Below are 15,449 nucleotides of genomic sequence, written 5' to 3' on the forward strand. Positions count from 1 at the left end.
CACAGACTTTATTCCGTATAAAGATAAAAACATGATCCAAATCGTTCCCTCAGGGAGAAATGCAACCATGTTTAACAAAATGAGAAGTTGAGGTAATGCATCATATGAATAAAAAATTTCAAGCCGATACAGGATATCAGCTGGCTGAACAGAAGGCGCTTCAGTATTTTGCATCACTCTATAATCAGGTCAAGGATAAAACTTATGTGACCTCTCTTATAGAAGATATCCATATATGGAAAAGGAATCATATCCATTCTTCTTCATGGTTATCCTTCTTTTCGCGGAATAAGAGAAAGCCGGATACCCGGGATTACTACAGATATATTCAATGGCTGAGTTACACAGGGAAACTGGATGATTATCTGAAGCGGAGTGTATCTTATATTTACATGAGGGATCTAGGCAAGGCTCTAGATTCTGCCGACACACAGACCCGGATTCAGCGCGTCATTGCTGACGTAAAAAGATATTTGCTTCAACCCACCCATGCTAACAGGAGAGATCAACCGGATTTTATGAATTTAGCGGGGGTGTATCGGTGGTCTCAAAAGGAAGGGATCGAAGCCACTGTAATCTGGCTAATCAACAAGCTTAACTCTGTAGCTTCTCATATTCCTGAGGAAATGGATGCAGAGCATGCCCAGCGCAAACTGATTAAAATCATCATTGGGGTTATTCTGCATGTGATGGAAGAAATGGACGAAGCCGTGTCACCTGTTGAACGTTCGTGCAGACTGGATAAAGCCATCAGGCTTGGGTATTCCTATGGGTTGACTTATCCTTTTATTGATGATCTGCTCGATTCTCAGCTGTTGACCGTTCAAGAGAAAGAACAATATTCCCATATGATACGTACCGCGCTTCTTACCGGATCTGTGCCAGAACTGGGCGACTGGTCCGGCGATCATATGAAGTTCATTCGCTATATCCATTCGGAGCTCTCGGATGCTTTTGAGTATATTAAGGCACATCAGCGGCCAGACACACAGCAAACCTTTTTCGAGCAGTCCTATGTTTTCTTTCATTCTCAAGATATCGACCGGGATAAGGATCTAACACGAGCTAATTACACCAATGAAGAGCTTTATATACCCGTTATTTTAAAATCTGCTTCTTCTCGCTTGATTGTCCGTTCCGTGATTAGTGCTCCTGAGGATGAAGGGTTTGAGCAACGAACATTCTATTATGGTATCTATAACCAGCTTGCTGATGATTTTGCAGATATGGCCGACGATATGAGGGACGGTGCGGTAACACCCTATACCTATTATTTAAAATATCATCATCAAAGATCGGATTTGATCAATCCCTTCGAACTATACTGGGCGGTCATTTCGAATTTGATCCATAACGTATATGACTCGGATGCTATGGCTCGCGAGGTGATACTGGACCGTGCAATAAATGGACTCAAACGTTATAAAGAACGGGTAGGGGCAGAAAAGTACAATGAAATAATGGAGATTTTTGCATCCGGAAATCCTGAATTCAACCGTCTCATCCAGAAGATGGTGGGCAAAGCGGAGGATGTAGATTTCTTGGATAAGCTGCTTCGGGACCAGATGATAACCCATTTGAAGAACGATTCGAGGGAAAAAGAAGACTTTATGAATACGGTCAAAACCGTCCGTGACCAGATTAACAACCAATTGAAAATTACCAAGCCTTCTGGGATCGAGGCCATGAAAGAACAGCTTATTGATGCTGCCAATTATAGTCTTGAGGGGGATGGGAAAAGGATACGCCCTATATTGACCTGGGTTATGGGTGTGAACGAATATGGATTAGACCCATCGGCAATCGTGCCTCTTCTAAGATCATTGGAATATATGCATACAGCCTCCCTGATTTTTGATGATTTGCCTTCCCAGGACAACGCCTCTACCCGTAGAGGGCGCCAGACATTACATCAGGTGCACAATAGCGCTACTGCGGAATTAACCGGTCTGTATCTGATCCAGAAGGCCATCGGGGAGCAATCGTCACTGAACCAGTTCAATGCTGAGACTGTGCTTGCCTTGATCCAATACTCGGCTCGTAAGGCAGAGGATATGTGTATGGGGCAGGCGATGGATCTGGATTCCAAAGGAAAGGCTTTGACCTTGGAACAGCTGAATATGATGTGCTTTTACAAAACAGGAGTGGCGTTCGAGGCTTGTCTCGTTATGCCAGCCATGCTCGCACAGGCCGAGGAATCAGAGATTGCTGCTTTGCAGAAATTTGCCTATCATATGGGGATTGCTTTTCAGATTAAAGATGATTTGCTTGATGTGGAAGGAGATACGCTGTTACTTGGAAAACCTGTGGGCCAGGATTCGGATAACAATAACTCGAATTTCGTGTCCATCCTTGGTTACGAAGGTGCCAGTAAAGAAATGTGGGAGCACTACTGCCTTGCCATGGAAGCATTAAAAGAGGTGCCACGCAATATCGCTTTTCTGAAGCATCTAATGAATTATATTGTGAACCGGGATCGTTAAAAAGAATTGTGCCCCATAGCTCTATAGGAGTGGTGGGGTGTTTGTTCGTTGAGACAGTAGAGTTGCTCATTTTCCCTTGCCCTCTTTGGTGATCATCTAATGTAATGCAGATACGTCTGGATAAACAAGCAAAGATGTGAATATCCGGTGACTTCAGTACCGTATTTTGTCCGTTACGGTGCGTTCTCCCTTATAATGATTTAAAACGGACAAGGAGATGAACTCCAGATGAAAAAAGGAATCTTGGTCGCTTCAGGGTTGGTTGTTGCGGCATTGGGCACGTACCTGATTGCAGGAAATATGCAGAAAGAAGGAGCGGACAAGCTCGGGACCACAGATATCAAGCAATTAGTACATGATATTAGCGCAGGCAAGGCAACAGCTCAGTCCGCTTCCATTAATTCCAGTCAGTTAATTGTTAATGGAGACAACACCCAACCCATAACTTATGATTTGCCTGACAACGAGTTTTTTGTTTCGATAGCGCCATATGTAGAAGAGACCCACCCTTGTGCTACTCATAGTCTAACCGGCTGCCAAGGCGAAATAAAAAATGGAAAGTTTAATGTGACCGTTCACGACTCCGAAGGGAATGTCATCATGGAGAATGCTGCCATGAAATCACAACCCAATGGTTTTATTGATCTATGGCTGCCGAGGGATAAAACATATCGTATTAGCGTGAATCATGAAGGTAAAACGGCTGAAACTGAATTCTCTACATATGAGAAAGACGATACATGTATTACAACGATGCAGCTAGGCTAACGATAGAGAATAATGGGGTTGAGCTTACAGATCGCTCGAACGCTTTAGGTCTGCAAACCCTCGCGTGTTCATAGCTTTTTTAGAAAAGAGCCTGCGTCTGACGGAGGCTCTTTATGCTGCCCTAATCTTTTGCTGGAGTTACTGAACAGGTTGGGAGGAAATCTATGAGGAATCAGATAGCAAAACTTTAAATTGTGTATACTAAAAACCTATTAAAACAGCTGCAAACTTCCGACATATTATCTAAGAGCTTTTCGCTCAATATTCCTCGGGGAGATGGCAGCATGTCACAAAATATGAAGAAGCGCGTATTCAGATCATCCAGCATCGCCAACACGTTGGCCATGGTCTTGTTAGTTATTATCGTTGTCGTCTTTGCAACCTTGGGGACGTTCATGTATGCTAGCACGCAAAGCATGCTTGTCAAGCAGCAAGAGGCCATGCTCCAGACCAAGATGCAGGCCACCGTCAGTCAATTTGATGCGTTATTTAAGGAAAAGGGCTCACTTGTCAAACAAATGGCAACAAATAATCTTTTTCGGCAGTATATAGAGACCACCGAATCAGCTGAAACGGTAAAAACTTCCCCACACGCTGCGGAAACCGAAGCGACTCTGGCAGCGATTGTAAAAGCAGAGCCATCATTTGCTGATGCTTGGATTGCGGGAATAGCTGGTAAAGGCTTCTTTCTACAAAATGATGGTGCTGTTTCCAAGCCGGATTTCGATATCAATACACGCCCATACTTCAAGCCAGCTGTTGAAGCAGACGGTTTATACTACTCAGAACCCTATAAGGACGTCAATACGGGGAATGTGGTCATGGGCATTTTCTATCCGATCAAGGATAGCGGTAACCAATTAATCGGATTTGCTGCTGTCGATATTGCTTTCAAAGACATCCCTGCTGTTATGCAAAGCTATTCGCTTGGAAGCACAGGCTATTCAATTCTTGCGTCCAAAACAGGTGATATTTTGTATCATCCTGATCAAAATAAAGTGCTGAAAGAAAAGATTAACGAAAGCACAGGTGATCTTGGCGAGATCGGTAAGAAAATGATTGCTGGTGAGTCTGGAGTACAGTTGATTAATGATAATGGCGAGCGTCGTTACATTGGGTATGCAACCAGTAAAGATACGGGGTGGTCCGTAGGTTTAACCATCTCTGAACAAGAGGCACTCTCAGAACTAAGAACCTTTACCTGGATTACGATTGGCGGTTTTGCTGCAGCTACCATCCTGCTGGTTATAATTTGTTATATAACGCTCCGCTATCTGTTGAGATCAATCCCGAAATTGCTTGCCAAAATCAAGCTGATTGAAAATGGGGATTTGACCGTTCAGTTTGATACGCATTCCAACAACGAAATCGGGCAAATTTCTCAAGGAATTTACAATATGGTTCAAAAAATTCAAGGCATGCTCCAAATGGTGGGCGGCTCAGCCCAAGTCTTGAATCAGTCCTCAAATGATTTGCAATCCATTTCTTCCAGAACCGCGATCACGATGAACGATACGGCGACAGCAATTAATGAAATTGCCAATGCGACGAACTACCAGTCCATCGAGACGGATAACATTTTACAAAAAACCGGAGCCTTATCCGGCCAAATTGACGAAATTGCTAATGATGCCAAAACCATCGAAACGATGGTGCAAATCTCTGCTGAGCAAAGCGGACAGGGGCTTGCGGTAGTAGATCAGTTATCCAGATGGGCGGAAGAAAATCACAATTCCACACAAGCGATGTCGGCCATCATTCAGGATATCGATCTGAGCCGTCATGAGATTTCGGGGATCGTGGATACGGTCAACCAAATTGCAACACAGACGAATCTGCTGGCGCTTAATGCTTCTATAGAAGCTGCGCGTGCAGGAGAACAGGGCAAAGGGTTTGCTGTGGTTGCCGGAGAGGTTCGCAAGCTGGCTGAGCAGACAGCGCTAGCAACACAGGAAATCTACAAGAAGGTCCGTGTCATCGAAGAAAAAACCAGCGTATCGGTTGAGCATACCGTTCATGGTCTGAAAATCGCAGAAGAAAATGCGAGATCGGTGGAGGACACGAAGCAAGTGTTCTTTAGTATTAACAAGGATTTGGAAGATTTAAAATTGCGAATGATCCAGATCAGTACGAACACCTCCAAAGTCCACAAGCACAAAGATGAGATTTTGCAGGCACTGGAGATTATCTCTTCTACCACCGAAGAGAATTCCGCTTCAACCGAAGAAGTTAGCGCTAGCACGCAGGAACAATTGGAAAGCTTCGAACAGGTTGCTGAACTCTCCAAACAATTAAACCAATTGTCCACTAAGCTGCAAGACGAATTAAAACAGTTTAAGGTTGAGTAACAAGGCTAGGCATGATTTTGACTAAATATACAGCAAAGCCCGCGTTCAGCGCGGGCTTTTTTACGGCTTATCTTATTTTCTTAATAAAATAAGCAGGCTATTCTTTTGTTTTTTCGGTGATGTGACGGAGGAACTGGACAAGTAAAGGCAAGACACTTTATGATGACGAAAATTGGACTTAATGGATCAATAATTCGATCTGAAAGAATCAGGGACTTAAGATGAATATCCATCTTAAGTCCCTTTTTTTGTGTAAAATTAGATTTCCAATTTTTTGAACGGCTGATATACTAAGGAGGCAAGTGAGATGAAGATAAACCTACTTTATCGGGATAAAAAAACGATTGGCGTACGGTTGGACGGGTAAGCGAAGTGGTGAGGTTGCGTCTTGAAGACTGCGACCGTGAACGGAAAGTACTGAAAGTTCGTCAGGGAAAGGGCAGGAAGGATCGGCAAACGCTACTATCCGAAGCGGCTTTTGCGGTGGTCGAGCAGTATATAGAGGTGGAGCAGCCAGCAGACTGGCTGTTTCCAGGGCAGAGGGAAGGCCGCCACCTGACGGAACGTTCAGCGCAGAAAGTGTTTGAAAAAGCGCTGGCTGAAGCGGGCATTCGCAAACAGGTGAGTATCCATTCGCTAAGGCATTCCTTTGCGACCCACTTGCTGGAGAATGGGATTGATCTTCGCTATATTCAGGAACTGCTAGGGCATCAGAGTGTGCGAACGACGGAGCGGTATACACATGGGAGCAGACGGGACATTGGGCGGATTCAAAGTCCGTTGGGTCGGATGAGCGGGCTGGAGCATTGAAACGCAGAAAGTGCAGGAATCAGGAACAAAGTGCAGGATTCACGAAGTTCGTGAATATGACGAAGAGAACATTTTTTCTAAAGTTCGTAAATAAGATGTTATCAGAAATTAATGCAAATCTGAAATGCTCAAATATAAATATCTACTAAGAGAAGGTGCCTTCATGGACAAGAATTCATTAAATAGAAGAAGCATTATTGTTGACGGGGAAAATGGTGTCGGCAGCTCGGAAGAGTTAAAAAAGAATGTTGTTCATAAAACAAACAGCCTATATTGGGATACCAAAGGCAATGACTTCTTAAAAGCAATCGTGCTCCCTTATTATGGAGCATTTATCTCAGAAGAAAAGTGCCAGCTCTTTGGTGATATCTCAGGAAAAAAACTGCTGGAGATCGGCTGCGGAAATGGTCAATCCTTGCAATATCAAGGGGAACGAAACGCATCTGAACTATGGGCTGTGGATATTTCAGAAAGACAAATTGAAAAGGCAGCGCAACATTTGAAGTCATGTGGAATAGCAGCAAAATTGATATGTTCTCCCATGGAAGAAGAATGCGGCATCCCGACGGATTATTTTGACTATGTTTATTCAATTTATGCCATAGGTTGGACCACCGATCTTGAGGGTACCTTTCGACGAATATCTTCTTACCTTAAAAAAGACGGGCTATTTATTTTCAGTTGGTCTCACCCTATACACAGATGGGTTACTACAGAGAATGATAGGTTTGTAATTAATAAGAGTTACTTTAATGAAGGTTGGTATCCGGTAGCAGTTGATGAAGGTGAGCTATTGTTAGCGGACCGTATGCTGTCAACTTATGTAAATGCGCTTGCAAAAGCTGGGTTTGTAATTGAGCTAATGATTGAGGAATCTGATTATGAGTTTATGCAATTGCGGGATGATAACAGCGATATGGCAAAGAGAGCAAAAATGCTTCCAGTAACTTTTGTGATAAAGGCAAGAAAACTATAAGATATAAAAACAAAAGCGAAACTGATTCCAAGATTTTTAGAGGTTCGAGGAAGGTATTGACATCCGATAACAAAAAAATTCACGCTGCGGGTCGCTGTCGCGCCCCTTGGTCCGCCCGAGGATTTTCAGGGAAGATTAACAGGCGGACAACCCTGCACTGCCTAACCGCATCGTGGCCGCTCCCGTTGGTCGCTTAAGGCAGTGAGGGTTCGTGAATGCCTGAACGTTATACGACATCTTTTAAAAAGTGAGGGCCTAAGTATGGATATTAATGAAATAAAAAACAATATTGAATATCTTGAACATATACGAATGCACTATACCCCTTTAAAATATGTGAAAAAATATGTAAAGAGTACAAAAGATATTTACGAAGAACGACGCTTACTTAAATCAGTTGAATTTGACTCAGATTCCATTGAATACTTTGTCGATATAATTGTCAAAGATTTAAAGTCGAATAGCCGTTTCCGTCGAATGGAATGCCTTAAGGTGCTTAAAAGAATAATCAAAAATAGATCTTCAAATAAGCTATTTAGTAAAAAACTTATAAATGATTTATTCTATATCTACCAAACCTTTATTTTGACTAGCACAGAAGAAATTCAGTGGGCAGTTAGTACACTTATTAAAGATCAGCCCTTAGAGGACGAACAAATTAATTGGTTGATTGATAACTTTGAAGAGTCTGAGCATATTGTAAACAGACTCTTACGTTATCCTACTAGTAACAGGCTTATTACTAACTGGGCACGTCAAATAGTTAATGAAAGAAAGCTTCAAGAAAGAGTTTCTGAAGTAATCGGAATACTGATTGAAGATGGTATTCCTGAAAATATAAAAGCAAGTAACAAAAATCTTATGTGGGCGATTTACTACTCCAAAGTATCGGAAGATGAAAAAAGAAAATTAATTTTAAAGCACCTAAACTATAAAGATTATTCATGTGCGATAGATGTTGCAATGAGGCTAGGAATTAGTGAAGTTTCTCAGGAACTATTAAGTCATTATTGTGGGCTTCTCAAAGAAGAAAATGACGTCGTATAACATAATATTCACACATCGGGCATATGCCCTCGGTCCGACAGAAGGATTTCGGGGAAGCAGAAGCAGCCGGACACATCTGACTTCGTCAGACGTCGTCAGACGTCGTGAATACGGGAACGTTAGGCGAAATTACATAAAAGGGATGGTTATTTAGAATGAAATTTTACTATTTATCTTTGTATATACATGAAACACTGAGCTCATTTGAAGACATCAAAAATAAAATAGATCCCCAATTAATTGAATTGTGTTTGGATACAAATATTTGTATATATCTAACCAGATTCTATAAGGAACCAAGTAGTCTTTTAGGTCAAAAAGATAACACTCTTGAAGAATTATTAAGTTTGCTTAAAAATATTGAGATGAATAATTTATTAGTTGACTTTTCTCTTGGACTGGAAGAGTCATGTCGAGAACTAAGCAACTTTGAAATTAATATGTCGAAGTTCCGTGACATGAATAATGCAATTAGATCTTTATTTGAGATGGATTACTTTCAAATGTTGCAGCACAGCAAAATTATAAAGTTTGAGCCATTCATTAAACACGAAACACTAAAAACGGACAGTAAAACAAAGAGTCTAGAAAGCGTAAGTAGTTTCCAACGTCTTCTATTTGTTTCGTATGCGTGTTTGTTAAAAATGTACATATTGGATAAGCAAAAAGAGTCGAAAAGTAATACTCAATTAATAATTGAGTATTTTGACTTTGTGGAAAAGGAAGTAGATATTTTTAGTGCTTCAACAACAATATTTGCTCATTATTATTTTAGTGGTAACAATAAAATTAGAAAGCTTATCCATAAAACAAAGAATAATGATGAAGATAGGCTGCACGCAATATGGAATGCATCGTTAGACTTAACATTTCCAACATTGGTGAGTCAAAAGCTTTTAAGAGATAAGATTGTCCCAGTTTTCGTAACAGCAGATGAAAATTTATCGTTAATTTTTGACTCGATGAAAATGAAATTTATGGTCGCGAATAAGACTGAAGCAGCATTGCCTCCGTTTTTAGAAGTAGATTATACAAGAACTAACTGGACCCAAGCTGAATTACAAGAAATTAATAATTATTATGATAGAATTATGGAACGAAGAAGATATAAATTCGTGTTTAATAATTTTGATCAAGAAGAAGTAATCAATCGTATGCGGATATTATGCTTCAATTTAGAAAAAGAACTGAAGAATTCTTTCTAGAATCATCGAAGAAGTACGCAAATTCGCCTAACAAAATATTCACGCTACGGACATTCGTCCTGGGTCCGGCATTCGCCGGACACCCAACATTCGTTGGGTCGTGAATACAAGAACGTTATGCGTAATTATTGAAAAGATCATGGAGGGGAAATCTATGAAAAAGAAAGAATATAAAGATAGATTAATTGAATTACTTAATGAAGGAATTGAAGAACTAACAACAGACCAAGTAATCCACAAAACGAAATTACTGATCTTTGAATATGAGAAAAAACAAGCGTATAGTACAGAAAATAAGGGGAGACCTTGGACAGATGAAGAGTTAAGAGTAGTATTATCATTTGCACCAACTAAAGAAAACATACTGAAGTTGGCCAAAGGATTTAAACGTAGCTACGGGAGCATTGAACAAATTTTTAGATGGGCTGTAACCACAGATGAAGAGATTATAAATAAGGGAAGAGAAGATGATATTTTTATAAAACAGATTAGAAGATTGTATAAAGAGATGGGTTGGAAGGCGTAAATTAGAATGTCAATCAATGGAGTGATAACTACACATAACATAATATTCAAGCTGCGGCCCCGTTGGAGCCTAGGTCTGTGAGAAGGATTTCGGAGAGGCATTTCAGCAGACAACCCCTTCGGGGTTCATGAATACAAAAACGTTATATGATAGAAATGAAAAGCAATATGATCAAAGAAGAATGAAAATACAATAAAACAGATAAGAACGCTTGTGCGCAGATGTAAATACAGGTAAAATATAGATACAATTGAATCTTGGGTGGGTATGGTTTCCCTTCGAAAGGAGGTGAAACCATGGAAGTGAAAGATGCGATGACTCTTATGCTATTATTCGGAACATTCATTCTTGCACTTTTAACATACATCAATAACAACAAGAGAAAGTAAAAACCCACCCCAAGGTTGACCGCCAAAGGTGGGTTTTTATTCCGAAAGCTTTAAGAAGGGATAAACCATCCAAGCCAATTGTACTGACCAAGTGTTGACGCACTTGGTCTTTCTTTAAGAATATGATAACACATGAGAAAAGATGAATCAAAGCTAAATTAAATAATTGAAGTGAAAAGGACAGGTTAGTAAGCAATCTCGAAGAAGCATATCCATCATATAACATAATATTCAAGCAGCGGCTCCTGATAGAGCCTAGGTCTGCGGGAAGTATATCGAAGAGGGATTTCAGCAGGCAACCCTACGGGTTCATGAATACAGAAGCGTTATCTGAAACCAATGCTCAATGCAAATAAAAGACAAAAATTAAGGAGCCAATAATGCAATTATCTCAGAATAGTATGAGTGGAATTAAAGGCTGGCTGCTTTTCTTTGTGATCTATTCTTTTTATCTACTTATAAGTAATTTAATAGGTCTTTATTTCGAATTTTATATTTATATGTTAGTTGGAACAATTGGTTGGAATCTTGCTAGAACTATTTCTGTCGGAATATATTTATTTTCTGAAGTCTTAATTATTGTTTCTCTAGTGCTTATATTGAAGAAGAAAAGGAAAGGACCAAATATAATAATTCAAATTGAAATAATCACTATAATATTTGGATTTTTAAACTTCATTCTCACAATTAACAAAATAGATGAACTCCCAAGTTTAATCTCTACAATTATTTTTGGATCAATATGGATTTTGTATTTTAAAAACTCAAAACGAGTCAAAGCAACATTTGAAAGTTAATCAAGAAGGCATTGGCAACAGATAACAAAATATTCACGCATCGGGCCATTCGGCCCTCGGTCCGGCAGAGACATTTTGGGGGAGTGGAAGCAGCCGGACAACCCTGCACTGGCTAAGTCCGTCGGATCCGGCGCGTTCGCTCCTTAAGCCAGTGAGGGTTCGTGAATACAAGAACGTTAGCAGAAATCCACGAAACAATAAAATTATAAAACCAAAAGACGAAGGAGACGATTGTTGTGGAGCTTTTCAGACAAGTACCACTGTATAGATTTTTAGCTTTATGTAATGAAAGCGGTATGGAAAGAACGGTATTGGACTGCGGGGCGGGAGGAGATTCCCCTCCATTAAGTCTATTTGCACATTATGGATACAAAACTATTGGAATAGAAATGAATATTGAACAGTTTCAAAAAGCGAATCGATTTGCAGAAATGAGAGGACAGAATTTAAATATACAACATGGTGATATGAGATCTTTATCATTTAGTGACGAGTCGATTAGTTTTGTGTATTCATATAACTCGGTGTTTCATATGAGAAAAGAAGATGTGAAACAATCAATCAATGAAATGAAACGGGTATTGAAACCCAATGGAGTATTATTTGTGAATTTCCTAACCGTTAAGGATTTTCGGGTTGGAGAAGGTATTGATTTAGGAGATAACCAATATGAACAGATTGAAGATAATGAGCCAGTTATCCATTCGTATTATGATTACAATGAAGCTGATGCGATGTTTGATGATATGAAATTAATCTATAAAGAAGATCGAGTTTTGGAAAGAATCTATGAGGGCAAAAAAATACGACAAGGATTTATTGATTACATATTAAAGAAATGAATATATAAAGATTTATCGTATGTAATTCGAAGAGGTCGTGGACATCTGTTAACATCGCATTCAACGCTGCGTGGCGGGTCAAGTCTGCCACTTGGTCCGGAAGAGGCATTTCGGGGGAGTGAATTCACCGGATACATCCCACCGCCTAACTGCCGCAAGCGGCAGCCGGCCCTATACGAGGCGCTGAGACGTCGTGAATGCGGGAACGTTATATGAAAGATATGCAGATCTAATCAGAAGGGAAGTCAAACATAATGATCAGAGTCGATGTAGCTTACTCCTTAATTACTGATCCAACCAATTCCAAAGTGTTAATGGTCAGGAATATTGATGATTCTAGTGACCGATGGTCTCTTCCAGGCGGTGCTGTTGAAAGAGACGAATCATTAGACCAAGCAGCAATAAGGGAAGCTAAAGAAGAAACTGGACTAGATATTAAAGTTCATGGAATAGTGTCAGTGAATGAATGTATATTTGTAAAAAAAGAAGAACATGTATTATTTATTACATTTAAAGGTGAGGTAATTGGTGGGAATGAAGAATTAGTTAGACCTAACGAAATTTCTGAAATAGCTTGGATTGATATAGAGAAGGCTGAACAATTAATGCCTTACTATAAAGATGGATTAAGAAGACTAATAGATGGAAATGAAATAACATATTTTAATGAAGGCAATAAGTAGTTTAGTGAGCTGTTAGAGACGGCATATCCTTTATATAACATTATATTCACGCTTTGGGCATGACGACCCTCGGTCCTTAAGCCTCTCGGCGTCGTGAATACGGGAACGTTACGTTATATGACATGCGATAGTTAATACTAAAATAAAAGAGGTTCAGATCAAGACTAGACATGTGAGATTTAGTTATAGTCAAGCAATTCAATTAGCGAATTGGTCAATAGAGATTTTTTACAATGAAGAAGATGTTTATGGATTTAAATTTAAAGATTTTTGGAATGAACTGAGAGAAGAAATAATATTAAGATTGTTAAAACCTCATAAAAAAACTATCTTACACTACTATTTAGAATACGTTGATGGATTTGTTGAGCATGATGTAAGAAGCACTTTAAGTAATCTTAGTGTTTCTGAATATGAAGCTTATATTTATTACGAAGTTAAGCTAATTGAAGGAGCAGGCATAGACCTACAGGAAGTTGACATAGATTTTGAATCAATTATTAATTGTGAACATTGTAAAAAATGTATTGAATGCATTCGATTTGAGGAATTTGTAGATTTTCTGGTTTCTATGCAAGAAGAAATTAATCCAACAGTAATTAATTCGAGTTTTCACTTATTAATGCTTAATAAATCATTCCTAAGAGATTTTCACGAAGAACTCGCGAATTGCTTAACTTACGAGGAAAATGACTTGGATTTCGAATATCCTGAAAGTTTTAAGAAGGGGAACAAAGTCAAAAGAATTCGATGGCCTGCCTGGTTAAAAAAAGGATTGTTTTACAGAGATAACGGAGTTTGTATAGTTTGTAGGAATGACTTGACGGGGGTTATTAATCGAGGAGGAGATTTTGAGATTGACCATATAGTACCTATTTCTAATTACGGGAATAATGATCCTTCGAACTTACAAATTTTATGTAAAGAGTGCAATTTGAAAAAGTTAAATAAAAGTAGCTTGATCTCAGTTTATGCAGTGCCCTTATGGGATATTTAAATATTCTGATGGCATTTCGAAAAAGCATCGCACTTCATATAAAAGACGTTATACAACAGAATCAAAATGAAAAAGAGCCAGAAGGCTCTCAATCTAAAGATATATGTAATTCGTTATGCAGGTGAAGAGCGTCCTTAAAACCCTGCAAATAAATTTCACGTTCTAAAATAGCTTGAACAGAAAGCTCAGCATCATCGTAAAGAAATAGGGTCTTATGTATATTCTCCGGTACGCCTTCATGTAACTGCTTGAAGTAGAGATTCCGTTCGGATGAGAACTGGTTGTAGCTGGAGTTGTTTTTGATAAGCTCGCCATATAAAGATTCAATTCGAGTATGAATCAGTGAATCAAGTAAGACTTCTAAAGAATTATGCATTTTAGACACCATCTAATGTATTTGATTTTATGAATAAAAGTCCAACTTATTAAATATAACTTTATCATATCGAATAATTAAGTCAATACATGTTGAAGATGGTTTTGATATAAAAAGTATACTTTCATATAATTAAAGAAAAATTCACTTGATGTGTGAAAGGAATCTCAGATGATTAGTTATAAACCTTTTCAAAAATTATTGATCGACAGGGAGATTAAGAAGCAGGATTTATTGAAAATGACAGGTATCTCGTCTGCTACAATGGCGAAACTCAATACGAACGAATATGTGTCATTAGAAGTGATTGATAAATTATGTGCGGCTTTAGGTTGTCAGCCAGGAGATTTATTGGAACATATAATTGGAACATATAGCAGAACAATGACAGATTAGAATCAAGAATGAATGTTGGTTAATCGAAGAAGTGATTCCATCGTATAACATAATATTCGAGCAGCGGCTCCTTTGGAGCCTAGGTCTGCGAGAAGGATTTCAGGGAAGCATTTCATCAGACAACCCCTTTGGGGTTCATGAATACAGAAACGTTACATGAAATCAGGGTGAAGTGGGTGAATAAATGAATAGAGGCATAAGTTTTGAAATTCCAAATTCTTATGGAAACCATCTTGGAGAGATTTTAAAGCCAATAGATATAACTACTTTCAGTTGGTTTATTGGTGGAGAAGAGTCATATTTTATCGTTGATGATACTTTAGGGGGTAGTCTCTTTCCAGACATGGTTACTGGAATGGATGGAGAAGATCTTAAAAAGATTATTGATTACAACAAGTACTACTTAATATTTGCGAATTTAAAGGCATATCCAAAAGGAGCAAATATAATAGATGTAATGTCATATGAAGAATATATTGCGAGTGAGTGTCAGATTATTCTTCTTGTGATTGATAGTGTGTACATAACAGTTTACTGCAAAGACCTTGGAAAACTTGAGGACTTATATGATCACATAAAGAGAAAGGGATATAAATCTCTGGAATATATAACTGATGAAAATGATACAAGGACAAGACTATCAGTTTGGTGATTAAAAACAAAAAATGATTGTTGTAAGTAGTTCAAGGAAGACGCTGAAATCTGATAACATAATATTCAAGTTGCGGCTCTAATGGAGCCTTGGTCTGCGGAATGAATTTCGGAGAGGCATTTCAGCAGACAACCTCGTTGAGGTTCATGAATAT

General features: G+C 38.9%; 16 protein-coding genes. 15 read left to right on the top strand and 1 reads right to left on the bottom strand.

The window, feature by feature from the left end:
- The first annotated feature begins 95 nt into the window (after positions 1-95).
- From ACXHJ2_RS05750 to ACXHJ2_RS05810, 13 genes are all read left to right on the top strand, one after another.
- Positions 96-2,483 (top strand): polyprenyl synthetase family protein, encoded by a 2,388-nt coding sequence (locus tag ACXHJ2_RS05750; protein WP_165081961.1) that lies wholly within the window; start codon positions 96-98, stop codon positions 2,481-2,483.
- 228 nt (positions 2,484-2,711) lie between these two features.
- A complete protein-coding gene (locus ACXHJ2_RS05755; protein ID WP_165081963.1) occupies positions 2,712-3,251 on the top strand; it encodes a CueP family metal-binding protein in 540 nt (179 codons plus the stop codon).
- Between the two features lie 284 nt (positions 3,252-3,535).
- On the top strand, positions 3,536-5,599 hold the full coding sequence (locus ACXHJ2_RS05760) for a methyl-accepting chemotaxis protein (RefSeq protein WP_165081965.1): 2,064 nt from the start codon (positions 3,536-3,538) through the stop codon (positions 5,597-5,599).
- A gap of 372 nt (positions 5,600-5,971) precedes the next feature.
- The gene (locus ACXHJ2_RS05765) at positions 5,972-6,409 is read left to right on the top strand and encodes a tyrosine-type recombinase/integrase (RefSeq protein ID WP_058829984.1); all 438 of its coding nucleotides are present in this window, start codon (positions 5,972-5,974) and stop codon (positions 6,407-6,409) included.
- A gap of 163 nt (positions 6,410-6,572) precedes the next feature.
- A complete protein-coding gene (locus tag ACXHJ2_RS05770) occupies positions 6,573-7,385 on the top strand; it encodes a class I SAM-dependent methyltransferase (protein WP_058829983.1) in 813 nt (270 codons plus the stop codon).
- Positions 7,386-7,646: 261 nt separating this feature from the next.
- The gene (locus ACXHJ2_RS05775) at positions 7,647-8,432 is read left to right on the top strand and encodes a hypothetical protein (protein WP_058829982.1); all 786 of its coding nucleotides are present in this window, start codon (positions 7,647-7,649) and stop codon (positions 8,430-8,432) included.
- A 155-nt stretch (positions 8,433-8,587) separates the two neighbouring features.
- On the top strand, positions 8,588-9,637 hold the full coding sequence (locus tag ACXHJ2_RS05780; protein WP_165081967.1) for a hypothetical protein: 1,050 nt from the start codon (positions 8,588-8,590) through the stop codon (positions 9,635-9,637).
- A gap of 154 nt (positions 9,638-9,791) precedes the next feature.
- A complete protein-coding gene (locus ACXHJ2_RS05785) occupies positions 9,792-10,163 on the top strand; it encodes a hypothetical protein (RefSeq protein WP_058829980.1) in 372 nt (123 codons plus the stop codon).
- A gap of 296 nt (positions 10,164-10,459) precedes the next feature.
- Positions 10,460-10,552 carry a competence inhibitor ComI gene (gene comI, locus ACXHJ2_RS05790; protein WP_007431380.1) on the top strand — a complete coding sequence of 31 codons (93 nt, stop codon included), beginning with the start codon at positions 10,460-10,462 and terminating at the stop codon, positions 10,550-10,552.
- Positions 10,553-10,932: 380 nt separating this feature from the next.
- Complete coding sequence (locus ACXHJ2_RS05795; protein ID WP_058829979.1) at positions 10,933-11,349, top strand: DUF2569 family protein; 417 nt, start codon at positions 10,933-10,935, stop codon at positions 11,347-11,349.
- Positions 11,350-11,585: 236 nt separating this feature from the next.
- A complete protein-coding gene (locus ACXHJ2_RS05800; protein WP_058829978.1) occupies positions 11,586-12,191 on the top strand; it encodes a class I SAM-dependent methyltransferase in 606 nt (201 codons plus the stop codon).
- A 254-nt stretch (positions 12,192-12,445) separates the two neighbouring features.
- Positions 12,446-12,874, top strand: a complete 429-nt coding sequence (locus ACXHJ2_RS05805; RefSeq protein ID WP_058829977.1) for an NUDIX hydrolase — start codon at positions 12,446-12,448, stop codon at positions 12,872-12,874.
- Between the two features lie 172 nt (positions 12,875-13,046).
- Positions 13,047-13,871, top strand: a complete 825-nt coding sequence (locus ACXHJ2_RS05810; RefSeq protein WP_058829976.1) for an HNH endonuclease — start codon at positions 13,047-13,049, stop codon at positions 13,869-13,871.
- A gap of 88 nt (positions 13,872-13,959) precedes the next feature.
- Here the strand turns inward: ACXHJ2_RS05810 and ACXHJ2_RS05815 are convergent, their stop codons facing one another.
- A complete protein-coding gene (locus tag ACXHJ2_RS05815; RefSeq protein WP_058829975.1) occupies positions 13,960-14,247 on the bottom strand; it encodes a hypothetical protein in 288 nt (95 codons plus the stop codon).
- 171 nt (positions 14,248-14,418) lie between these two features.
- Here ACXHJ2_RS05815 and ACXHJ2_RS05820 point away from each other — a divergent pair, with 171 nt between their 5' ends.
- Together ACXHJ2_RS05820 and ACXHJ2_RS05825 are read left to right on the top strand one after the other, a co-directional pair.
- The gene (locus tag ACXHJ2_RS05820; protein WP_058829974.1) at positions 14,419-14,643 is read left to right on the top strand and encodes a helix-turn-helix domain-containing protein; all 225 of its coding nucleotides are present in this window, start codon (positions 14,419-14,421) and stop codon (positions 14,641-14,643) included.
- 184 nt (positions 14,644-14,827) lie between these two features.
- Complete coding sequence (locus ACXHJ2_RS05825) at positions 14,828-15,295, top strand: DUF2691 family protein (protein WP_058829973.1); 468 nt, start codon at positions 14,828-14,830, stop codon at positions 15,293-15,295.
- The last annotated feature ends 154 nt before the right edge of the window (positions 15,296-15,449 follow it).

The organism is Paenibacillus sp. ALE3, assembly GCF_054113405.1.

Coding starts and splice junctions, on each gene's coding strand:
- ACXHJ2_RS05760 (WP_165081965.1), top strand. CDS start 3,536: ATGTCACAAAATATGAAGAAGCGCGTATTCAGATCATCCAGCATCGCC.
- comI (WP_007431380.1), top strand. CDS start 10,460: ATGGAAGTGAAAGATGCGATGACTCTTATGCTATTATTCGGAACATTC.
- ACXHJ2_RS05785 (WP_058829980.1), top strand. CDS start 9,792: ATGAAAAAGAAAGAATATAAAGATAGATTAATTGAATTACTTAATGAA.
- ACXHJ2_RS05820 (WP_058829974.1), top strand. CDS start 14,419: ATGATTAGTTATAAACCTTTTCAAAAATTATTGATCGACAGGGAGATT.
- ACXHJ2_RS05780 (WP_165081967.1), top strand. CDS start 8,588: ATGAAATTTTACTATTTATCTTTGTATATACATGAAACACTGAGCTCA.
- ACXHJ2_RS05775 (WP_058829982.1), top strand. CDS start 7,647: ATGGATATTAATGAAATAAAAAACAATATTGAATATCTTGAACATATA.
- ACXHJ2_RS05750 (WP_165081961.1), top strand. CDS start 96: ATGCATCATATGAATAAAAAATTTCAAGCCGATACAGGATATCAGCTG.
- ACXHJ2_RS05795 (WP_058829979.1), top strand. CDS start 10,933: ATGCAATTATCTCAGAATAGTATGAGTGGAATTAAAGGCTGGCTGCTT.
- ACXHJ2_RS05825 (WP_058829973.1), top strand. CDS start 14,828: ATGAATAGAGGCATAAGTTTTGAAATTCCAAATTCTTATGGAAACCAT.
- ACXHJ2_RS05805 (WP_058829977.1), top strand. CDS start 12,446: ATGATCAGAGTCGATGTAGCTTACTCCTTAATTACTGATCCAACCAAT.
- ACXHJ2_RS05815 (WP_058829975.1), bottom strand. CDS start 14,247: ATGCATAATTCTTTAGAAGTCTTACTTGATTCACTGATTCATACTCGA.
- ACXHJ2_RS05770 (WP_058829983.1), top strand. CDS start 6,573: ATGGACAAGAATTCATTAAATAGAAGAAGCATTATTGTTGACGGGGAA.
- ACXHJ2_RS05755 (WP_165081963.1), top strand. CDS start 2,712: ATGAAAAAAGGAATCTTGGTCGCTTCAGGGTTGGTTGTTGCGGCATTG.